Source organism: Candidatus Binataceae bacterium, assembly GCA_035308025.1.
Classification (GTDB): domain Bacteria; phylum Desulfobacterota; class Binatia; order Binatales; family Binataceae; genus JAJPHI01.
This window is the reverse complement of the sequence record DATGHL010000008.1, coordinates 46,114-68,123: the sequence shown is the minus strand read 5'-3', so window position 1 is coordinate 68,123 and position 22,010 is coordinate 46,114. Positions and strand designations below refer to the sequence as shown.

The window sequence follows — 22,010 nt, the reverse complement described above, 5'->3', positions numbered from 1 at the left end:
TCGTGCTTTCCTGGCCTCAAGCATGACTGCCGCGCGCGCGCCGCGCGAGATCACTCCGTAAGGGTGGCAGGCGTACTCGGCTCGGCGCCTGCCGCGGCGAGCGCCAGAAAATCGGCCAGATGGATGACGCGGACCTTGGCGCCGCGCCGATTTAACTCAGCTGCGATCTGAAACTCACATCCGGGATTCGACAAAATTACATAGTCCGCGCCGGTAGCGAGGATATTGTCGGCCTTGCGCCGCGCCAGCGCCTGCGCCATTGCCGGTTCGGTCAGGTTGTAGCTGCCCGCCGACCCGCAGCAGAGGTCCGCTTCGGGAAGCTCGATCAGCCGCACCCCGGGAATCGACCGCAGCAACGTGCGCGGAGCCTCGCGGACTCCAAGGCCATGCGCCAGATGACAGGAGTCGTGATACGTGACGGTCGCGGGAAACTCCCGCGTGAAGACTTTGGAGCCGTCAAGCATGAGCGAGCTCAGATCGGCGACGCGTGATGCCATCTCCTGTGCGGCGCCGGCTAGTTCCGCGTCATGCTTGAGCCATTCGCCATAGCTCGCGATCACTGCCGAGCATCCCGAGGCCGCCGAGATGATTGCGTCCGCGCCGGAGCGCTTGAATTCGCGAACATTGATTCGCGCGAATTCCAACGCTCGGGCGCGATTACCGTTGTGGATGTCGAGCGCGCCGCAGCAGACCGTCTGCCTAAGCTGTGCGACGCGATAGCCGGCCGCGCGCAGCGCCGCCTCGCTGTTGCGATTCTCCGATGGCGTCAGCACTTGCGCGACGCAGCCATGGTGAACGACGACAGACTTGCTGATCGTGCCGGCGGGTACTGGCGCGGGTGCGATCGCCGGAAAAACCGGCGCGTTGGCTGGATTGAGCGCGGGCAACAATTCGATCCAGTTTCTCAGCCCGGCCGGTGCGAAGCGCTGCAGCAGAGGACGCAAGCCCGCGCGTTCGATCAGCTTCAGTGGTGTGAGCAGGAGCCGCAGCCGGCCGGGGTAGGGGAAAACCGCGCCGATCGCGCGATTGCGCAGGCGCTCGAACAAACTGCGACGCCAATTGCGCTCGACGTAAACCCGCGCCTTCTCGATCAAACGTCCATAGCGGACGCCGGAGGGACACGCCGTTTCGCAGCCGCGGCACTCCAGGCAGAGGTCGAGATGGCGCACGGCGTCGGCGTCGAGTTCGAGAGCTCCCTCCGCCAGCGCCTTCATCAAGTAGATGCGGCCGCGCGGCGAATCCATTTCGGCGCGCGTCAACACGTAGGTCGGGCAGGCCTCGAGGCACAGGCCGCAATGCACGCAGTCAAAGAGCAATTCATAGTCCACGACGTCTTTGATCGGACGCTGCATCGGATTAAGGGTTTCTAGTCGCGGCGCTGATGACGGATTTGGCGCGGATGCCATCTTGATGCTCTCAGAGCCCGCCGACGAAGCAATTCGGATTGAAGACGTTGTGCGGATCGAAAGCGGCTTTGAGCCGCCGCATGAGCGCCAGCGCCGGAGGGGGCGGCGCGTCGAAGATCGCGAGCTCTCGGCGCAGGTTCGCAGGCGCCGCGATCAGGCGCAGATGGCCGCGCGCGCCATGCGCGATAGCACGCCATTTCGCGACGAAACCGCGCTCGCGCTCGAAGTCCTCGGCTGCGCTCCAGAGCTGCGCGACGCCGTTCAATGCATGTGCGCGGAACTCACTCCCACAAGCCTCCAGGCACTGCGCCAGTTCAGCGGGCGGTACAGCGATCTGTGCCGCGATAGCGCCGGGCTCCGGCTCCCGATCACGCAGTGATCGATAGGCAGCGTCCGCTTCGGCGCCTTCGCAGATTCGCGTAGCGGGACCGAGCGTCGTCAACAGAGCTGTCCGCTGATGCTCAACCTCGGGACGGATTCCGCCGAAGCCAGCGAGCAGGGCGAATTTGCCATCCTCGGAAAACTCTCCCGCGCGCTCGCGACTGAGCACCTCGCAATGAAACAGCGCAGCGGCGCGTTCAGACTTTTGCGCGGCTTCGAAAGCTGCGTCGAGCGTAGGGAAGCCTGCGACCGCGAGATGATAGTCGGGCGGAATGGGGCGGGTTTTGCACGCTGCCTCGGTGATGATCCCGAGTGTGCCGAACGAACCGGTCAGCAACTTCATCAGGTCATAGCCGGCGACATTTTTGACGACCCGGCCGCCCGCGTGAACCATCCGCCCGCCGTGCCCGACGAAGCGGATGCCGATCAAGAGATCGCGAATCGTGCCCTCGCTCAGACGCAGCGGGCCGGCCTTCGCGCCCGCAATCAGCGAGCCTAAGGTCGTCAACTCCGGCGCCGGCGGATCGGCGGGTAAGCGCTGTCCACGCTGCGCGGCCATCTGGTTGAAGCTGCCCAGCGTTACGCCCGCCTCGGCGACGACGGTCATATCGTTGGGTTCGTAGGCGACGACCCGGTTCATGCGCGTCAGCGACACGCCCACTGGCACGCGGCTTATGAAGCTCTGCGTACGCATCGCACCGACCGGCGCGAGCGCGATGCGGTCGCGCTCGCATCTGCGGACAATCTCGGCAATCTCTTCCGTGTTTTCAGGTTCGACGACGATCTCAGCGGCCGCAGCTTCCCGCTCCTGGGCGAGGCGCACGCGATCGGCGCCGATCAACGCGGCAAAGTCAGTGGCGAGACGGGAGGCGTCAGGAGGCGGCATCGGATCGGTTCAGAGGGCAACTTGACGCCGCGGCATGGCGACTTCAACGCATCCGCCCGGACGCGGGATCACTTTGTTCGGATTGGAGCGTTCAGCGGGATCGAAGACTCGGCGCAATTCACTCATCACCAGTAGATCGTCTGGCGAGAACAGCATCGGCATCTCATGGATCTTCTCGACGCCGATTCCGTGCTCGCCCGTAAGGCTACCGCCCAGCTCGATACAGGCTGCGAGAATATCATGGCCGGCTGCGATCACGCGCCGAACCTGATCCGAATCACGCTCGTCGTAAAGCACGATCGGATGAATGTTGCCGTCGCCGGCGTGGAAGACGTTGCCGATCTTGAGCTGATGGCGCGCGCTGATCGCGACGATCCGCTCGAGAATCTCCGGCAGGCGGGTGCGCGGCACCACGCCGTCGTGCGTCGCATAGTTGGGCGCGAGCCGTCCGACCGCGCCGAACGCGCGCTTGCGCGCTTTCCACAGCATCGTGCGCTCGTGCTCGTCGCGCGCCAGGCGGACCTCGCGCGCGCCGCCGGCCCGCATCAGTTCGCGCACCTGCACCGCGTGCTCCTCGATTCCCGCAGCGAGCCCGTCGAGTTCGATAATCAGGACCGCGCCGGCATCGGTTGGCAGCCCCACCGCGAATGCTTCCTCGACCGCGCGGATGATCAGCCGGTCCATCATCTCGATTGCGCCCGGAATGATCCCGTGCGCGATAACCGCCGAGACCGCGTGCGTGGCGGCCGCGACCTCGTCGAATACGGCGAGCATCGTGCAATGCGCCTCAGGTGCGCGCGAGAGCCGCAGCGTCGCCCGCGTGACGATGCCCACGGTGCCCTCTGCGCCGACCACGGTGCCGACCAGATCGTAGCCGCAGAGTTCCTCCGCTGGACCGCCGAGCTCGACGATTTCGCCGTCGGGCAGGACCAGTTCGAGGCCGAGGACGTGATTGGTCGTGACGCCGTATTTGAGCGTGTGCGGCCCGCCCGAATTCTCCGCGATATTGCCCCCGATCGTGCACGCCGCCTGCGACGACGGGTCGGGTGCGTAAAAATAGCCCGCCGCCTTCACTGCGTTGGTGACGTTGAGGTTGACTACGCCGCTTTCGACCTCGATGCGCCGATTGGCCAGATCAATCTCGAGGATGCGATTCATGCGCGAGGTGCAAATCATGATTGGCGCGTCGAGCGGCAGGCAGCCGCCCGACAATCCGGTGCCGGCGCCGCGCGGCACGAAAGCGATTCCGTGACGGTCCAGGATGCGCAGCACAGCGCTGACGTCGGCAGTCGAACGGGGCCGCAGCAGCAGCTCCGGGATGCTCTTCTCCATCGTCCAGCCGTCGCACTCGTAGACCTTGAGTTCGCTCGGGCGCGAAACGATTCCGTCGGCGCCGAGGATTTCCCGCAAGCCGGCGACGACATCGGGTGTGATGGGGCTGTGCCGTTCCATCTGCATCGGCGGCCACTCTAGCATGAACCAGGGGAAGCCCGGCCAGCCAGGTAGTCGGTGCTTTGCCTTCAGGCCTTGAGCGGGAATAATAACGCGGCGGACGTTGAGCGCGTTGGCGGATGATTCGTCACGCGGCCGCTTCGCAGCGCTCGACAAGGGAGATGTAATCTGTGCCGATTTCCATTCCTGAACTTAATCCGGCCGCGCGCATCCTGCTCGGCCCCGGCCCCTCGAATATTCATCCGCGCGTGATGAAAGCGCTGCTGTCGCCGGTGGTCGGTCATCTCGATCCGGACTTCGTCAAAATCATGGAAGAGATCAAGACTCTCCTGCGCGAGACTTTCCAGACCGCCAACGACATCACTTTTCCAGTCTCGGGTACTGGCTCGGCCGGGATGGAGACGGCGCTCGTCAACCTGATCGAAGACGGCGATGAAGTGATCGTCGGGGTCAACGGGGTCTTTGGCGAGCGCGCGGCCGACGCGGCCGGCCGCCTCGGCGCCAAGGTCACCCGAGTCGAGGCGGAATGGGGCCGCATCGTCGAGCCGGAGCGTCTTGAAGCGGCGCTCAAGGCGGCGCGCAAGCCGAAATTACTCGTCGTGGTCCATGCCGAGACTTCGACCGGGGTCTATCAGCCGGTCGCTGAGTTGGGCGGGATATCGCATCGCCACGGCGCGCTTTTTCTGATGGACGCCGTCACCTCGCTCGGATGTGTCCCGGTCGAGATCGATCGCTGGCAGGTTGACGCCTGCTATAGCTGCACGCAAAAAGGCATCGGCGCGCCGCCGGGACTCGCGCCTGTAACCTTCAGCAGCCGCGCGATGCAGGCTGTGCGTGAGCGGCGCAGCAAGTGCCGTTCCTGGTATTTCGATCTCGCCGCCATCGAGCGCTATTGGGGCGCCGACCGCGTCTATCATCACACCGCGCCGATCACGATGAATTACGCGCTGCACGAAGCCTTACGCCTTATCGCGGAGGAGGGGCTCGAAGCGCGCTTCAAACGCCACCTGGTGAACTCGAATGCGCTCAAGGCGGGAGTCGTTGCGATGGGTCTCGAGCTCGCCGCTCAGGTTGGTCACCGCCTGCCGCAACTGACCGCGGTGCGCGTGCCCAACGGCATCGACGACGCGCAAGTGCGCGGCGACCTGCTGCGCCTGTTCAACATCGAAGTCGGCGCCGGGCTGGGGCCTTTCAAGGGCAAAGTCTGGCGCATCGGCCTGATGAGTGAGTCGTCGCGCCGCCAGAACGTGACGCTGGTTTTGAGCGCGCTCGAGACGATCCTTAAAAGGCAGGGGATGGAGCTGGCAGGCGGCGCAGCGCTCGCCGCGGCCGATCGCGCATATCGCGCAGCATCATGAACTTCAAAACGGCCGTATCAAGACCAGCGCGAGAATCAGCAGCAACAGCAGGCTGACCACGCCGTGGAGGATCGAGAATTCGCGGCGGGTCGCCGAGCCCGGCGCGCTTTCGAGTGCGACGACGCGGCGGTACAGCCTGAAGTGGCATCCGAGCATGATCAATACCAGTAGCAGCTTGGCGTGCAGCCAGCCCTCTGTGAGCACGATCGGCTCCGTCATGATCGCGCCGATGCCAAAGAGGATCGTGACGGCGGCGCCGATTGTCGCGCCGACCCCGAGCAGCCGTCGCGCCGCGACGATCAGCGCTTCGCGCGCCGCACCGACTTCGTCGGCTACGCGCGCCATCAGGCTGCTGACCACGAGCAGGCTGCCGACCCAGAAGACGACGCCGAATAGATGAAGAACGAGAATCTTGGTTAGCGTAACGCTTCTCCCGATGCGGCGGGGTCGATGCCGCCGGCAATTACGAGCGCGATAATCGCGGCCAACGCGCCGCCGATGTAGGCGGATAGCGGCCCGCTCGTATCGTAGAGGATCCCCGCCACGATCGGACCGACGATCCGCGCCAGCGCCAGCGCCGACTGGTTCACACCCAGCACCTCGCCTTGCAGATGGCGTCCCGAGCGCTTCGAGATAAGGCTCGCGATCGCCGGGTTCGCAAAGCCGTAGCCGAGCGCCAGCAGGGCGAGCAGCACGAGCAACATTGCGGACGAGCGAAAGCTCGCCAGCGGCGCCATGCCGATCGCAAACAGCAGCAACCCCACGCGAATCAGGCGTTTCTCGCCGACCAACTTGACCAGTTTTCCCAGCAGATACCCTTGCGTAACCGCCTGAACTACTCCTGCGAAGGCAAACAGGCCACCAACCCCGGCTGCGTGATAGCCATACAGCAGCGGTGCTATCAGGGCGAAGGTGGTTTCAAAGATCGCCATCGCAAACGTCGCGAGGAAAGCGATTAGGAAAAATCGCGCCAGCCGATGACGCGCGAGCTGACGCGGCAAAATCATCAGCGGCTGCGCCAGATGGCTCCAGTGAAACGGCTCGGCCCCGGTGCTTCGATGTGATTCCGGCAGCGACGTTGCGGCAAAAATCAGGTTAGCGAAAGTGATCGCCGCGGCGACGAAAGCCGGCACGCGCAGACTCGAATGGCCCAGCAGCCCGCCGATCGCCGGCCCCAGCACGAAGCCCAGGCCGAAAGCGGCGCCGATCATCCCCATCCCATGAGTGCGCTCGGTCTCGGTAGTTGTATCCGCCACATAGGCCTGCGCGGTCGAAACCGTCGCCGCGCAGGCGCCATGCACGCCGCGTGAAAGGAGCAGCCAGACGAATGAATTGGCGAAGCCATAGATGAGATAGCTGACCGACGAACCGAGCAGGCCCAGCATGATGATCGGGCGGCGGCCGACGCGGTCGGAGATGCGGCCCAGAATCGGCGCCGCCAGAAACTGCATCAGCGAATAGATCGACAGAATCATTCCGATCTTGAAGGCCCCAATTCCCATCCGGGCGGCATACATCGGCAGGAAAGGGATCACGATGCCGAAGCCGAGCAAATCGACAAAGACTGTCGCAAACAGCACCGCCGTCGGTGCACGCGGGCGCACCGACGCCGATCGGGCAGATTCGAGAAATTCCGGAACTGACATGTGAGGGCGCTTCAAACTAACGCGGTTGAAACAAAATCCTATGCCGTCGTGGCAGTCAAGCCGCTGGCGGCGCAGCGCTCATGCCGCTGGCCGGATCGATACGCTAGAGTGTATGGATCAGCAGCATTAGTGAGGTGAACGAACCGATGGCGCAAAGCAAAAAATCCAAAGTGGCGGTAGTGGTGGGAGTCGGCGCCGGTACCGGCGCATCACTCGCGCGACGTTTCGCGAGTGACTACGCGATCGCGCTGATCGCGCGCAACGGCGATTATCTGCGCAGCCTTGGCGACGAGCTTCGTGCGGCCGGCGGTGACGCGCTGGAGGCTCCGGCGGATGTCGGAGACGCCTCGGCGGTGGCCGCAGCCTTCGCCACTATTCGCGAGCGCCTGGGCGACCCTGACCTGCTGCTTTACAACGCCGGCAGCGGCACGTGGGGCACTATCGCCGAAATAACGCCCGCGCAATACGAGGCTGATTGGCGGGTCAACGCCTTCGGCGCTTTTCTCTGCGCGAAAGAAGTGGCGCCCGCGATGATCAAGCGGGGCGCCGGTGCGATGCTCTTTACGGGCGCGACCGCGGGCGTCAAAGCTGGTGCGAAATCGGTCTCTTTCGGTCCAGCCAAGTTCGCGATGCGCGGGCTGGCGCAGTCCTTGGCGCGCGACCTCGGACCGCGCGGCATCCACGTCGTCTGGATCAATGTCGATGGCGCGATCGCGATTCCGCGCGTGCGCGAGCGCTATCCGCAGATGAAGGATGAGGACATGCTCAAGCCCGACGCGATTGCGGAGACCTACTGGCATCTCGCCCATCAGGATCGCAGCGCCTGGACGATGGAGCTCGAAGTCCGACCGTTCAAGGAAAAATTCTGAGCGGCGGCCTCAACTGACGGCCTTCACGATGACGCCCTGGAAGAAGGTCTGTGACCGTCCATCAGCGGTTTTGATCACCAGCGAGCAGACGTAATTTCCCGGATTTGCATAGGTATGAAAAATGTAAAGTTCGGGTGGCAGTGACGAGACGGTGCCGTCGCCGAAGTTCCACTGGTAGGTCAGGAACCCGACGTCCTCCGGGTCATTGGCCAGCACAAAAAATCCCACCTTTAGGGGTGCGTTGCCGTAGGGCGGCGAGACCATCATGGAACCCGTGATCGGCTGAAGAATAGGAACTTTGGCCATCGGCGCGGGGTTATCGTCGGGCTGATCGGACGCAGACGAGCTCATAGCTGCGGGGCCGTTTCCGCCGCCATTAGAGTCAGACTCCTGTGCTGAGGCGCAGGGCATCCGTCCCAGACCGAGCAGCATAATCGCGCCGACGCCGACGATGATCCGCAACCGCTGCAATTTTATCGCATTAATCAGCGTACGAGGCATCGCTTACTGCATGATGATCCCGCCATCGGGATGAAGGATCGAGCCGCTGAAGTAACTGCCTTCCTCGCTTGCCAGAAACAGCGCGGTATTCGCCACATCCTCGGGCCGACCAATCCGGCCCAATGGCACTTGACGCACCACGCGGTCGGCTTTGCCGGCCGCCTGCAAATCCTTGGTCATCGGCGTATCGATCACTCCGGGTCCGATCGCATTCGCGGTGATTTTGTAGCGCCCCAACTCCAGCGCCATGCACTTCATCAGCATCCAGACCCCGGCCTTGCTTACGCAGTAATCTCCGGAACCCTTCAATGGAACTTTGGCCGCGCCCGACGAGATCGCAATGATGCGACCGCCGCGTCCCTGCTCGATCATTTTACGCGCAACCGCCTGGCAGGTGAGAAAGACGCCGTCTAGATTGATCGCCAGCACCTTGCGCCACTCCTCGAACGGCAGCTCATTCAGGAACTTCGGCTTCACCTTACCCTCGCCGTAATTTGCCGCGGAAACCCCGGCGGCTGCCAGCACGATATCGATTCCGCCGAGTTCCTTCGCGGCCAGATCAACCATCGCCTGAGTCTGCCCCGGATTGCTGACGTCGACTTGGACCGCGTAGGCCTTGCGCCCGAGCTTGCGGACCTCTGCTGCGGTCTCCTCCGCCGCCGACGTCTGCCGGTCCGCGATACAGACGTTAGCGCCCTCCTGGGCAAAGCGGATTGCGCTGGCGCGGCCGATCCCGCTGGCGCCGCCGGTGATCAGCGCGTTCTTACTGTCAAGTCTCAGACTCATTGATCTAACTCCCTGAGTCGACAAATGCTCTCGCCGGTCTTCGTGCGAGGCGTGCGCAATTTGTTAGCACGATCGCTTTGCTGTGTGAAACTCAGTGCGCCAGGGGGTCCGTCACTTTCTGGTTTGCGCGGAGTCGCCGCTCGATTAGGCTATCTCCTCATGCCTCAAGAACCCGCGGCTACCGCCGCAGCGGCGCCGATCAGCCGCTACGCCCAACTCAACGGCCTGCGTCTGCATTACTTCGATTGGGGTGGCGACGCCGCGGACCGCATCTTCGTCCTGTGCCACGGTGGCTCGGCCCATGCGCACTGGTGGGATCACGTGGCGCCGCAGCTCAATCGTTACGGGCGGGTGCTTGCTCTCGACCTGCGCGGTCATGGCCTCAGCACATGGACAGAGGTTTACGGCGCCGGCAATCACATCAGTGACGTCAAGGCGTTCCTCCGCGATCACCTCGGCCGGCCGGTCGTGCTCGTCGGCCATTCGATGGGTGGCGAGGTCGCCCAGCGCGTCACTGCCGATTGCCCGGAATTGGTCATCGCTCTGATCCTGGTCGATTCTCCGCACGGCGGTCCGCCACTGCTCACGCGCCTCAAGTGGCGATGGAAGTGGCGTAAACAGCATCTTGGGCGTCCGGAGTTTCGCACCCCGGAAGAGCTGGTCCGCAGATTTCGCCTGTCGCCGCCCGGCGATAATCTCTCGCGCGAGCGACTGGCCGACCTCGCGCTCAAAGGCGCTGAGCGATTGCCGAACGGCAACTGGGCGTTTCGTTTCGATCCGAAAACTCGCAAAATGCTCCCCGGATGGAAACGTCATCTGCGCTTTCCGCTGAAAAATATCCGCGTACCGACTTTGATTCTGCGCGGCGAGCATAGCACCCTCTTGACTGCGCGGGTTGCACGCACCATGCATCGGCGGATTCCAGGCTCCCGCTTCAAACAGATTCCCGACGCCCATCATCACGTCCCGCTCGACAACCCGGCGGCTACTGCCGCGGCAATTATCGAGTTTGTCGAGATACTGGACGAATCGACGCCGAGCCGCGCCAGCAGCCTGTCCTGAGTCCTTCGCGAAGGAAGTCCCGCGAACCAGGTCAAACGCTAGACAAGTCGGTTTCAGGCCCGGCTGACGAAAATCACTCGGGCAGCTTGGTCGCCAGCACCTCCTCGGCACGCGCTTGCCGCCATTGCTTGAGTCGCTGGCGCAAGTCGCCGTCGCCAAGCGCGATAATCGACGCGGCAAACAGCGCGGCGTTGATCGCGCCCGGGCGGCCAATCGCCATGGTCGCGACCGGCGTCCCCTTGGGCATTTGCAGAATCGACAGGACCGAGTCGAGACCCGCGAGCGAAGTCGAGGGAATCGGTACGCCAATCACCGGCAGTGCGGTGATTGCCGCGAGCATCCCAGGCAGCGCGGCGGCGCCACCGGCGCCCGCGATAATCGCGCGCAAGCCGCGCTCCTCGGCGCGCCGCGCATATTCGACGGTCAGATCGGGCGTGCGATGCGCCGAAATGACGCGGGTCTCCTGCTCGACTCCCAGCTCGGTAAGCAGGTCGCCGGCGGCGCGCATGATTTCGTAATCAGTGGCGCTCCCCATCAGGATTCCGACGCGCGGACTTTTGCTCATTTTGCGCTCATTTTGCTCATTGGAATTCGGGCTTTCAGGTTATGATGCGGGGATAATTATGAATGTACGTCAATAGATCAAGTCAGACGCGCACCAGCCATTCACTGAGGTCCAGTGACAACGTCGCGCCGTCGCTGAGGATCAGGCTTTTCGGCGAGCGGCGCAGCTCGAGCTTCGCGACGTCGAGTCCGCGCGGCAGTATGTAGATCGGCTCACCCGCGGTCATCGAGACGATCCGCACGCGCTCCTCGCCGTGCCGCTCCGCGCCGGAGACCTCGTAAGGATTCAAGTGGAACGGAAAGCCGCGCACGCGCAGCGTCGCCGTGTCGTAATCTTCGACGACCCCGACGAATAGCCGCGTATTGTCGTCCTTGAAGAGGCGGCGGTCGATGATCAGCATCCGATCGCCATTCCGTATCGTTGGCATCGCGCTTCCTTCCTCTCGACTTTCAAGCGGCGCTGACCCCGATTTTACGCATCGCGATGTCAGGATGCGACGGCAGCGCGGGATAATCGATCCGGCCTTTTCTACGCGGCGCGCATCTGCAAAACTTAAAGATTGTTTCAGGACTCCCGTGCTGACAGTTGACAAAATCTCCAAGTTTTTCGGCGGCCGCATCATTTTTGACGCGGTGAGCTGGGCGATGCCCGATGACGGCCGCGTCAGCCTGGTCGGCCTCAATGGCGCGGGCAAATCGACCCTGCTCAAGATCATCGCCGGCGTGATCGAGCCGGACGGCGGGCGCATCAGCCGGCCGCAGCGCGCGCAAATCGGCTACTTGCAGCAGGATGCGCCGGAGATGGCCGGGCGTTCCGTGCTCGACGAGACCCTTTCGGCGCTGGCCGAGATGCGCGCAATCGACGCGCGCCGCGTCGAGCTTGAACTGATTCTCGCGCGCGAGCACTCCGGGCCCATCCATGACGCGGCGCTAGATGAGCTCGGCGACGTCCTGCACGAACTCGAGCGCCACGACTTTTACACGGCCGATAGTCGCGCCACCGCAGTCCTCTTCGGGCTGGGCTTCACGGCCGCCGACCTTGAACGCGATGTCAGCGAATTTTCCGGCGGCATCCGGATGCGTATCGCACTGGCGAAATTGCTGCTGCAACGCCCCGACTTCATGATGCTCGATGAGCCGACGAATCATCTGGATATCGAGGCGCGCAACTGGCTCGAAGACTATCTTGACGCCTACGAGGGCGGCATCATCCTGGTTTCGCACGATCACTATTTTCTCGATCGCGTCACGCGCCGCACGGTCGAAGTCTCGCGTGGCGCGCTCACCGAATACGCGGGCAACTATTCCTACTACCTGCAGGAGCGCGAGGTCCGCTTCGCAGCGGAAATCGCCGCATATGAGAAGCAGCGCGACGAGATCGAGCACATGGAGGCTTTCATCAGCCGCTTCCGCTATCAGGCGAGCAAAGCCAAGCTGGTCCAGAGCCGTATCAAGCAACTCGAAAAAGTCGAGCGTCTCGAATCACCTGCAGGCCTCGAAAAGCCGCCGACCATCAATTTTCCTTCGAGTGAACGCAGCGCGCGTCGGGTGTTTGAGCTCACCGACGTGGTCAAGCGCTACGGCGCTCTTACGGTCTACGACGGCGTCAGCCTGACGGTTGAACGCGGCGCGCGCATCGCATTGGTCGGCCCCAACGGCGCCGGCAAATCGACCATGATCCGCCTGATGGCGGGAGTGGACGACCTCACGGCCGGCCGGCGCCAGGTTGGCGACCGCGCGCAGATTGGCTACTTCGCCCAGAATCTTGCCGATGCGCTCGACTATGATCGCACCGTGTTCGAGGAGTTGAGCCACTCAGCGCAAGGGATGACGACCACCGAGATCCGCAACCTGCTGGGCGCATTGCTCTTCTCGGGCGACGACGTCAACAAGCGGGTCGGCGTTCTTTCCGGCGGTGAGCGCGCACGCCTTGCGCTCTCCAAGGTGCTCGCCCATCGCAATAATTGTCTGTTGCTCGACGAGCCGACTAACAATCTCGACATCATCGCAAAGGAGGCCCTGCTCGAGGCGCTGCGCCGCTTCCCCGGAACCGTCGTGATCGTCAGCCACGACCGCCATATCCTCAACCAGCTCGTGACCGAGGTCATTGAAGTCGGTCACGGCCACACCACGAGCTATCTCGGCAATTACGACGAATACCTGGCGAAGAAATCCGCCGAGGAGCTGGCCCAAGCCCGCAAGCCGCCTGCACCGAAGCCTGCGCTACCGGCCGCCGAAGCTGCTCCGCCGCCGGTCGCTATTCCAGTTGCCAAAGGCGAATCTCGCAACGGCGCTCATCCGCCGCGCCAGCTCGATCGCGAAGCCCAGCGCGCGCAGGCCCGCATCGCCAAACAGCGCGGCCAGCTCGAGAGCGAAATCGAAAAGAAAGAGACCGACCGCGCCGCGCTCGCGCTCGAGATGAATGATCCGAACTTCTATCTCACGCGCAAGGACGCCAACGATCTCATCGCACGTTACGAACGACTCGGCCGCGAAATCGACGGCCTTTACGCCCAACTGGTCAGTTGCGAAGTCCAATTCCGCTCCGCGTAGCGCGTGGCTGCGCGCCCGATTAAACTCCCAATCGTGACCGACGCAATTGCGGTGTCGCCCGAGTCGTGGATCGCGGCTCGCGTAGCCAAGTGCTGGCCCGGCGCGCGCTCGCGCGCGCTGGTCGCAATCAAGGGCGACGCCTCGAGCCGTCGTTTCTGGCGCGTCGGCATCGAGACGACCGGGCTTCACGATGCAAAGACAAACGATGTCCCGGCGACCGCGATCGCGATCGACCTCGGTCCCGACGATCTACCCCTCTACGTCCATGCGTTGCGCCTGTTGCCGGAGCCGCTCCCAGAGCCACCCTGGTTAAGCGTTCAGCGGTTCCTCGAAGCCATTGGCGTTGCCGTGCCGCGTCTTTATGCCGCCGATCTCGACGCGCGGATGTTACTGGTCGAAGATGTCGGCGAGCTTGCGCTGTTTGACGCGGCGCAGCGTGGCGACGCCGCCGATTTGTACCGGCTGGCGATCGATCAACTTCTACGCTTCCATCTTGAGGGTACGCGCCGGCTCGAGCCCGACTTCATCGCAGCGCGCGTCGCGTATGACGAACGCCTCTTTCGCTGGGAGCTCGAGCAATTCCTCGAATTGGGCGCCGCCGCGGCCCCGGGCGTTTCGCGCGCTGCGATCATGCCGGAGCTCGACGAGCTTGCCGCGCGGCTGGGGCGGCTGCCGCGGGTTTTCTCCCATCGTGATTACCATGGCCATAACCTGTTCGTGCAGTTCGCATCTGAGGGCGCCTCGCGGTTGCGCGTGATCGATTTTCAGGACGCCCTGATGGCGCCGGCTGCTCAGGACCTCGCTGTGCTGCTGACCACCCGCGACACCGCGCGCATCATTGCGCCGCGAACCGAGCAGCGCGTGCTCGATTACTATCACGCGACGCTGATTCGCCGCGCTGCGACCGCGATGCCGCTGGCGGACTTCCTGGTGAGCTACCGGCTCTGCGTGATCCAGCACGCGCTCAAGGTCATTGGCCGCTTTAGCTACCTGGAGCGCAACGGCAAGCGCGGCTACGCACGCTACATCCCCGACGCCATCGCCCAGGCCCGCCGGATGCTCGCGCAGAGCCCGGAGTTCCCGGTACTGCGTGCGGGCTTACGTGAATAACCGAGTTGCGGGAACCTGATGAAAGCCCTGGTGTTGTCCGCCGGCTATGGCGAGCGTTTGCGTCCGCTCACCGAGACGACGCCCAAGCCGCTGCTCGAAGTCGGCGGCCGGCCCCTGATTCACTATCCCCTGCTGATGTTGCGTGCGGCGGGCGTCCGTGAGGTTGCGATCAATGTCCATCATATGGCCGCACAAATCGAAAGTGCCCTCGGCGATGGACGAACGCTCCAACTCGCGATTACCTACTCACGCGAACCTGCGTTACGTGGTACCGGCGGACCACTGCTTGACCTCACTGACTATTTCGCGGGCGAGCCGTTCATCATCGTCAACTGCGACACCGTCATGGACCTTGATCTTGTCCGCATGATCGAGTTCCATGACACGCTCGGCGGACTCGCGACGCTGGCCCTGGGCGCCGCCGGCGATCCGGAAGCCTACAGCCGCATCGAGATCGACGCTGCCAGACGCATCCGCCGGATGCGTCTGCTGAAGGGACGGACGCGCGGCGAGTTCGCTGACTATCCTGCCACTCTGAGCGAGGAGATCGCGCTCGCGCTGACGCCATATATGTATTGCGGCGTGATGATTTGCGCCCCGGCTATCCTCGCGGCGATGCCGTCGAAGCCGTCCTTCAGCTTGATCAGCGATCTACTGGCGCCACTGGTTGCACGGAAGTTGATGGGTTTTGTCCACGCCGGCTTCTTTCGCACGGTCGACGATCTCACGGGCTATAACGAGCTGCGCGTCGAATTCGCAGCAGCCCCACCCCCGCTGCGATTTCTTCGCGGGGTTCCCAAAACCTGTTGATACCCGAGTAGTTAATCGGGACGATTGCGGTCGGCCACCTTCTCTGTGAGAAAGGCGGAAAGGTCGCGCACGCCGTCGGCGCACACTTCGTGACCACAATCATACTCGCGAAAGGTCACCGCGGCCCCGAGCTCGCGCAGCAACTCGACAGACTTGCGCGCCCGCGACATCTCGAGCATCTCATCGGCACGTCCGTGTTGCACCATTATGGGCAATTTCGCGATAGCGTCGCGTTTGGTCGCGCGCTCGAACAGAAAATCCGGAAACGCGGTCGAAATTCCGACCAGCGCTGCGAACTTGTCCGGCCAGCGCATCGCGAGGTTGTACGCAATCATCCCACCCTGACTGAAGCCCACCAGGACAATCTTGCTCCGTTCGATCGGGTAGCGTCCGCACGCCTCATTGATGAAATCGCGTAGCTCGTCCACTGCCGCATCCACCTTTTCCGTATCCGGCTTGGCCCCCGGCCGTGTCTCATACCAGCCGAACCCATTGATCGCACCGATCTCGACGTTGTGGCGGCCCTGCGGACAGATAGCCAGGAACCGGCCGTCGCTGATGAACGGGGCGATCCCATGCAGGTCCAGTGCGTTCGAGCCCCAGCCGTGCATCGCCAGGATTGTCGGGAAAGGACCTTCCCCAGCGGGTTCGTAGAGCGCATGCAAGAGTTTCATCCGGTTGATCTCCTTTGTTCACGCCTTCGCATCATACACGAGCAGAGCCGAAGGCGTAGTCGTCAGACGAATCCGCAAGGTGTGTCAAGAATAAAACCCCCTCCGCGCCGAGCCGCCATCTGATCCGTCTGACTCGCATATCACACGCGCGTCGCCGCTGTGTTAATCTCGCGCGGATGCGGAAGCTGGAGCCACACTCTTGATGCGATCGCTCGGCGCGAAAATCTTGCCGTGGAGCCGTATCGGCCCGGCTGTGACGGCGACGATCGCTTGCGCTGCGATCCTCGGCCTCGTCGCCCCCAACGTCGCGGCCGACGATCTGCCGGCGGTCTCGTCTTTGAGCGACAAACTCGCGGGGGTTGTTGCCGGCGCGATCCTCGCCGCGCTCGTCCTTTACGCCCTCTACACTGCCGCGAAACCGCTGATTACATCACGAGACCGCAGCTTCGCGCGTGCGATGCTCCTGCTCGCGGTCTTGTGGCTCGTCAAATCTGTGGTGGTCGCTTTCTCGCCCGGCTTCCGCGTCGATGTCGGCACCTTCGAAGCCTGGGCGCTGGACATCGCGCAAAACGGCCCCTCGAGTATGTACCGCTCGGGCTTCTTCCTCGATTATCCGCCCGGCTATCTCTACGCCCTATGGGTGGCCGGCGCCGTTGCTCACTTCCTCGGCGCGACCGATCCCGTGTTGCGGGTGATTGTCGAAACACCCGCACTCGCCGCCGACTTTTTTCTCGCCGCGCTGATGTTTGTGATCGTCCGTCGGCGCGCCAGTGCCTCCGCTGCGTGGCTCGCGATGATATTCGTTGCTTTCAATCCCGCTTTGCTCTTCGACACAGTGCTGTGGGGCCAAAGCGACTCAGTGCTTACGCTTGCGATGCTGCTGAGCGTCGCGATGATGCTCGAGGATGAAGTCGAGCTGGGCTGGAGTCTGGCGGCGTTGGCGCTGCTGATCAAACCGCAGGCCCTGATGTTGTTGCCGGTGCTGGGGTTCTGGACTCTGCGCAAAACTGCCTATCAGCAGTGGCTCCGAGCAGCGCTGGCTTTTGCCGCCGTGATAGTCATCGGGGCCGCGCCCTTTCAACCAGGACACCCGTGGGACTGGCTGCCAAACCTTTATATTTCGACGGCGGCCTATTACCATGAGACCAGCGTCAATGCGTTCAATCTTATGGCGCTGCTCGGCGGTCTGCGTCAAAACGACGCCGAAACCATCTTCGGGATTTCCTACTTTGCACTCGGGATGCTATTGCTGGCGCCGTTGTACGCGGGGTTGCTCTGGCCGCTGTGGCGCAATCCAACGCAACGCAACCTCCTGGCCACGGCGTTCCTTGCGCTGTTCGGATTCTTCCTCGTCGCGCCGCGCATGCATGAGCGATATGTCTATTCCGCGGTTGTCTTTGCGATTCCGCTCGCGATCCAGGAAACCCCGATGCTCTTGGTCTTCGGGCTGGTCACCTTGACCGGCCTCTTCAATCTGGCCTACGTCCTACACACCCTCAACACCACGGTCTTTTTCGAAGCTCGCGACGGCCCGGCGATGGCCGCTTCATTCATTAACTGCGCCGCCTTCGCGGTTGCCGCAATCTATGGATTGTCGTCCGAACGCACGCTCGCGGCCGAAGGACCGTGGTCTCAACGCCCGATCGCGATACGATCACGGGCGGCCGCGGGGTTTTCACGTCACCTCGATTTTGGCGCGGCTCCGCCGGAGACTTTTGCCCCATTTCCCTGGATCCGCCTCGACACGCTTATTGTCGGAGTGATTACGCTGATCGCCGCCGGGCTCCGCTTTTGGCATCTGGGCCATCCGCCCGAAATAGTTTTCGACGAAGTACACTTCGTCGGTCAGGCGCGCCACTACCTTCATGGCGAACCCTTTCTCGACCCTCATCCGCCGCTCGCCAAACTCGGTATCGCGGCCGGCATCCTGCTTTTCGGTGATCATCCCTGGAGCTGGCGTATAGCCAATGCCCTTACTGGCACTATCCTGGTCGCTGTGACGTATGTCTTGGGGCGACGGATGTTTCGCGCGCGCCTCGCCGCAACCCTGGGCGCGGTTCTCGTCGCGCTTGACGGATTTTTTCTCGTCGATTCGCGAATTGGTTGTATCGATATCATTTACGTTACGCTCGCCGCGATCGCCTACTGGCTACTCTTTGTGATCATCCAGACGCCCACGCTGAAATGCCGCCGCAGTCTCCTTATACCACTCGGTGTAGTGCTCGGTCTCTGCCTTGGCGCGAAACTCTACGTCCCCGCGATCACTTTTTTGGTCGTTACGGGATTTGTCGGCTTCACTCTCTGGCGTCCGGAAGCAGCCGCGAACGAAGGCCGCGCAGCCATTGCGAATCCTCGGCGCTTTCGCCACGTTACCGGCGCAACGCTCATGCTTGGCCCGATTGCCGCGATCTTTTACATTGCCTCTTTCACGCCGCATTACACACTCGGATGGTGGGGCGGGATCGCTGATCTCTTCCACTACTACAAAGATATAATCTGGTACGAGAAAAGCGTCTCCACGGCGACGCATCCTTACGCGTCGCCGTGGTGGAGCTGGCCGCTGATGCTGCGGCCGGTGGCTTATTGGCAAGACTTTCCGCCGACCGGCAACATCGTCGCGACCATCTGGGGTGCGGGCAACCCATTGACCTGGTGGGGTGTGATTCCGGCGATGACGATCACTGCTGTACGCGGACTCGAACGTCCTAGTATTGATCGAACGTTTATAGTTGTCGCATTTCTCGCCTACTATGTAATCTGGATTCCAATCGGCCGCATCCTTTTCCTGTATCATTATATGCCGTCAGTCTACATTGGCTATCTTGCGCTGGGCGCGGTTCTCGCCGATCTTTACTTTGATAAAAGCGAGTTCTGGGAATCTTTTGTGATCCTTTTTACCATCTGTGTCGCGGCGATAGTCGGCCTTGGACACATGTGTGGTGTTTATGATCCGGGCTGGTTCCCGAGGAACCTGCAATTAGCTGCCGGCCTTCCTGTCGCTGCGGTGCTGGTCGCAGTGTATTTCCTGCTGATTCTGAAAAGCCGGAACGCGTCACACTTCGTGTTTTTCGCGTTCGTGGGCGCATCGCTGCTGCTGTTCTTGTACTATTTGCCAATCTGGCTTGGAACGCCGGTCGCCCGGCAGGGTTATTACGCCCGCATGTGGTTTGAAGGGCCGGGATTACGCAATTGGATATGAGTAGGCGCGAAGGGATAGTATGGTGGCGCTTGGTCGCTTTATCCTTGATCGCGTTGGTTGCTGCACTGCTGGGCACGGCAAGGAACGGCCGGGCGGAGACCAATCTCCTGCACAACGGCGATTTCAGCGTGGGTTCCGAGGATTCGGTCGATGGCTGGCGGACTGACGCCTGGATCCAGAGTCCCGACACCACGGATTATCATTGGATTCGACCTGCTAACGGCACAAGCGGCGAAATCGAGCTGCTCACTCATCATGACAACGACGCGCGTTGGCTGCAGCCGGTCAGTCTCGGGCCGGGCTGGTATCGCATCAGCGCCGAGGTAAAGACAGTGAAGGTGTTGACTTTCTTCACCGGCGCCAACGTCAGCATTCTGGAGGACGGCATCACCTCAGCCGACTTGCGAGGCGATCACAATTGGACCCCGCTCAGGCTCTTTCTAAAGATCGGACCGCGGGGCGCAGATATTGACGTCTGTATGCGTCTGGGTGGCTATGCCAACCTCACACGCGGACAAGCCTTTTTTCGCAATGCCCGCATCGAGCGAGTTTCCGCACCCGCTCCGGGCACGCCCTACGTCTTCGATCTTGACGCGATTCGCAAGCAGGAAGTGACGGGCCCGATAGGTCGTCCATGGACTTTGGCCGCTACCTTGATGCTGCTCGCGGCTCTTGCAGTTCTGGGATGGTCGTTGCTATCGGAGCCGCCGAGGCGGATAGCGAAAGCGCCGACCACTCCAATCAATAAGAGCAAAGCCGGTGGCCGGTAAGACGCTAGCCGCGCCGGCGGCTTCGAGTACACGACAACCTGCTCAGGCGCTCGAGCGCGCACTCTTCTGGATTCCGTTTCTCAGTTTTGCCTATTTCTATCAGGGCGCCGACCAAAGCACCGGTGCGCGTTTCGACCTGATGCGCTCGATCGTCGAACGCCGCATACTCTGGATCGACGGCTATTGCGGCTACAACACCGCGGACATCATCTCCTTTGCGGGTCATTACTACTCAGTCAAGGCGCCCGGTGGTTCATTCTCGGGCCTGCTCCAGTGGCTACTATTCAGTTCGCTCTTCTCGCCATTGATGCCGCATCACGAGGCGCTATACTGGGCGCTCGCGACGTGGCTGACAATAGTTTGTTCGACAAGCTTGATCGTCGCGTTCTCCTGCGTAGCAATGTACCGCCTCATCATTCATTTCGGCGGTACCTCCGCGCGCGCCGTCGCTTGCGCCCTGATTATGCCGTTCGCAACAATAATGTTTCCTTATGCGACAGAAATGACGGGCGAACCGATCGCAGGCGCTTGTATACTGATTGGGCTTTATCTGATTGCGAGTCAACGGCCCGAAGATGAGGCCGGCCGCATGATGGTCGCGGGGGTGCTTGCCGGCTGGGCGGTGCTATGTGATTTTCCGGCTTTCCTCCTGGCCGTTCCGCTCGCCGTTTACGCACTGTTTAAACTTGGCCTGAACCGCCATCTTGCAGCGTTTATCGGGGGCGCAATCGCAGTCGGCCTGGTGCTGATGGCCTATAATCAAGCGGCCTTCGGCAATCCCTTATTTCTCAGTTACGAAGCCTACAAATCCGCCGAGAATAGTCAGTTTCCGGAGCAGGCCGTCGGTTTTGTCGGATTAACCTATCCGCGCCTAGATATCCTTTACCAAGTCCTGATTGATCCTCAGCGCGGGCTGTTTTTCTGCAATCCCGTGCTGTTGCTCAGCGTGCCCGGATTGGTTTTCGCCGCGACCCGCCGGCACCTGCGCGCCGCAGCTTGCCTGATCGCCTTCGCCACCGTCGCGATGATCTTGTTCAACGCTTCCTTTGGCCAATCGATCGTCTCGTGGGGTGGCGGCACCGCGACGGGACCGCGCCAGATCGTCGCCGCCGTGCCCTTGATGGTGCTGGCCCTGGCTTTCCTTCCGCGTCGCTGGAACGCGGTGATCGCGGTTCTGGCAGTCGTGTCTGTATTTCTGATGTTGATGGCGACTGCCGTTGAGCCGCATTTCCCCTATGAGTACGCTAATCCGCTCCGCGATTTCGCTCTGCAAGGATATCTGCGCGGCGACTTTGCTTACGATCGCGACGCCTTTTTTGGCGGCGCGGCGGTGGTCGATGAATCCACCGCCTTCAATCTGGGCAAACTCGGCGGTTTGCCCGGACCGTTTCAACTGTGGCCCTTGGGGATCTTCTGGATCGTCGCCGGGTGGCGGATGTTCGGCGCGGGAGGCGAGGGGCCGCGCGGTAGACGGTGGTGGCGCTTGGCCGGGACCAGCGCCTTGGCTTTGATCTTCCTCTTGCCGCTCTTCGCGATCACTCTCGCGCGACTCACACCGCGACCGCATAACGGCCTGCTCGGCCGCTACTATCGCGAGCTGGAACCGAACGGCTTCCCGCCCCATCTCGAGCGTGTTGACCAAGAGATTGATTTCGACAGCGTGGCAGAGCTTGGCGGAGTCCCGGCGCCCTCGCGGGTCGTCTGGAGCGGCACACTTACCGCGCCACGCTCCGGACTCTACGCCTTTGGCCTGGAAGCCGACGATTCTGGATGGCTAAAGATCGACGGATTCGCGGTCATCGCAGATCCCGGGAATGTGACGCAGGGTCGCGGCAAAGGGGTGATCTTTCTCACGGCCGGGCCTCATCGGATCGAGGCTGGCGAGCGCAACCTCGCGGGAGACGCCGCCATGCAACTTTTCTGGCGGCCGCCCGACGGCGGCCCCGCGCTCGTCCCATCCTCAGTCTTGACCCCGCAATAATT

At 62.4% G+C, this 22,010-nt stretch carries 19 protein-coding genes; 9 read left to right on the top strand and 10 right to left on the bottom strand.

Translation table 11 applies throughout. From position 1 onward, the window contains the following. Positions 1-50: 50 nt before the first annotated feature. The 3 genes from VKS22_01900 to VKS22_01890 are packed head-to-tail and all read right to left on the bottom strand — an operon-like array spanning position 51 to position 4,131. Positions 51-1,406 (bottom strand): heterodisulfide reductase-related iron-sulfur binding cluster, encoded by a 1,356-nt coding sequence (locus VKS22_01900; GenBank protein HLW69352.1) that lies wholly within the window; start codon positions 1,404-1,406, stop codon positions 51-53. A 10-nt stretch (positions 1,407-1,416) separates the two neighbouring features. Then, positions 1,417-2,673 carry an FAD-binding oxidoreductase gene (locus tag VKS22_01895; protein HLW69351.1) on the bottom strand — a complete coding sequence of 419 codons (1,257 nt, stop codon included), beginning with the start codon at positions 2,671-2,673 and terminating at the stop codon, positions 1,417-1,419. 9 nt (positions 2,674-2,682) lie between these two features. Beyond that, positions 2,683-4,131: an FAD-linked oxidase C-terminal domain-containing protein gene (locus tag VKS22_01890; protein HLW69350.1), complete on the bottom strand. Its 1,449-nt coding sequence runs from the start codon at positions 4,129-4,131 to the stop codon at positions 2,683-2,685. Between the two features lie 164 nt (positions 4,132-4,295). Here VKS22_01890 and VKS22_01885 point away from each other — a divergent pair, with 164 nt between their 5' ends. Further along, positions 4,296-5,483, top strand: a complete 1,188-nt coding sequence (locus VKS22_01885; GenBank protein ID HLW69349.1) for an alanine--glyoxylate aminotransferase family protein — start codon at positions 4,296-4,298, stop codon at positions 5,481-5,483. 3 nt (positions 5,484-5,486) lie between these two features. On the opposite strand, the gene VKS22_01880 is transcribed toward VKS22_01885, so the two are convergent. Both VKS22_01880 and VKS22_01875 read right to left on the bottom strand, forming a co-directional pair. Next, a complete protein-coding gene (locus VKS22_01880) occupies positions 5,487-5,894 on the bottom strand; it encodes a CopD family protein (GenBank protein HLW69348.1) in 408 nt (135 codons plus the stop codon). A 5-nt stretch (positions 5,895-5,899) separates the two neighbouring features. Continuing rightward, on the bottom strand, positions 5,900-7,129 hold the full coding sequence (locus VKS22_01875; protein ID HLW69347.1) for an MFS transporter: 1,230 nt from the start codon (positions 7,127-7,129) through the stop codon (positions 5,900-5,902). A gap of 146 nt (positions 7,130-7,275) precedes the next feature. Between VKS22_01875 and VKS22_01870 the strand changes: the two genes are divergently transcribed. Next, positions 7,276-7,998 (top strand): SDR family NAD(P)-dependent oxidoreductase, encoded by a 723-nt coding sequence (locus VKS22_01870; GenBank protein HLW69346.1) that lies wholly within the window; start codon positions 7,276-7,278, stop codon positions 7,996-7,998. A 9-nt stretch (positions 7,999-8,007) separates the two neighbouring features. Here VKS22_01870 and VKS22_01865 read toward each other — a convergent pair whose 3' ends face one another. Both VKS22_01865 and VKS22_01860 read right to left on the bottom strand, forming a co-directional pair. Beyond that, a complete protein-coding gene (locus VKS22_01865) occupies positions 8,008-8,499 on the bottom strand; it encodes a PKD domain-containing protein (protein ID HLW69345.1) in 492 nt (163 codons plus the stop codon). Positions 8,500-8,502: 3 nt separating this feature from the next. After that, a complete protein-coding gene (locus tag VKS22_01860; protein ID HLW69344.1) occupies positions 8,503-9,285 on the bottom strand; it encodes an SDR family NAD(P)-dependent oxidoreductase in 783 nt (260 codons plus the stop codon). A gap of 159 nt (positions 9,286-9,444) precedes the next feature. Between VKS22_01860 and VKS22_01855 the strand changes: the two genes are divergently transcribed. Beyond that, positions 9,445-10,347, top strand: a complete 903-nt coding sequence (locus tag VKS22_01855) for an alpha/beta hydrolase (protein HLW69343.1) — start codon at positions 9,445-9,447, stop codon at positions 10,345-10,347. A gap of 73 nt (positions 10,348-10,420) precedes the next feature. Here VKS22_01855 and purE read toward each other — a convergent pair whose 3' ends face one another. After that, positions 10,421-10,912: a 5-(carboxyamino)imidazole ribonucleotide mutase gene (gene purE, locus VKS22_01850; GenBank protein HLW69342.1), complete on the bottom strand. Its 492-nt coding sequence runs from the start codon at positions 10,910-10,912 to the stop codon at positions 10,421-10,423. 82 nt (positions 10,913-10,994) lie between these two features. Beyond that, on the bottom strand, positions 10,995-11,339 hold the full coding sequence (locus VKS22_01845) for a hypothetical protein (GenBank protein HLW69341.1): 345 nt from the start codon (positions 11,337-11,339) through the stop codon (positions 10,995-10,997). Between the two features lie 148 nt (positions 11,340-11,487). On the opposite strand from VKS22_01845, the gene VKS22_01840 reads away from it, so the two are divergent. From VKS22_01840 to VKS22_01830, 3 genes are read left to right on the top strand one after another with little or no spacing between them, the layout of a single operon-like run. Next, positions 11,488-13,464, top strand: a complete 1,977-nt coding sequence (locus VKS22_01840) for an ABC-F family ATP-binding cassette domain-containing protein (GenBank protein ID HLW69340.1) — start codon at positions 11,488-11,490, stop codon at positions 13,462-13,464. Between the two features lie 33 nt (positions 13,465-13,497). Next, positions 13,498-14,574, top strand: coding sequence for a phosphotransferase (locus VKS22_01835; protein HLW69339.1), 1,077 nt, complete (start codon positions 13,498-13,500; stop codon positions 14,572-14,574). 18 nt (positions 14,575-14,592) lie between these two features. Beyond that, positions 14,593-15,384: an NDP-sugar synthase gene (locus VKS22_01830; protein HLW69338.1), complete on the top strand. Its 792-nt coding sequence runs from the start codon at positions 14,593-14,595 to the stop codon at positions 15,382-15,384. 11 nt (positions 15,385-15,395) lie between these two features. Here VKS22_01830 and VKS22_01825 read toward each other — a convergent pair whose 3' ends face one another. Then, positions 15,396-16,058 (bottom strand): alpha/beta fold hydrolase, encoded by a 663-nt coding sequence (locus tag VKS22_01825; protein ID HLW69337.1) that lies wholly within the window; start codon positions 16,056-16,058, stop codon positions 15,396-15,398. Between the two features lie 202 nt (positions 16,059-16,260). On the opposite strand from VKS22_01825, the gene VKS22_01820 reads away from it, so the two are divergent. The 3 genes from VKS22_01820 to VKS22_01810 are packed head-to-tail and all read left to right on the top strand — an operon-like array spanning position 16,261 to position 22,008. Next, positions 16,261-19,257, top strand: coding sequence for a phospholipid carrier-dependent glycosyltransferase (locus VKS22_01820; GenBank protein ID HLW69336.1), 2,997 nt, complete (start codon positions 16,261-16,263; stop codon positions 19,255-19,257). Next, complete coding sequence (locus tag VKS22_01815; protein HLW69335.1) at positions 19,254-20,027, top strand: hypothetical protein; 774 nt, start codon at positions 19,254-19,256, stop codon at positions 20,025-20,027. Before VKS22_01820 ends, VKS22_01815 begins: the two co-directional genes overlap by 4 nt. Further along, positions 20,017-22,008 carry a PA14 domain-containing protein gene (locus tag VKS22_01810; protein ID HLW69334.1) on the top strand — a complete coding sequence of 664 codons (1,992 nt, stop codon included), beginning with the start codon at positions 20,017-20,019 and terminating at the stop codon, positions 22,006-22,008. Before VKS22_01815 ends, VKS22_01810 begins: the two co-directional genes overlap by 11 nt. Positions 22,009-22,010: the final 2 nt, after the last annotated feature.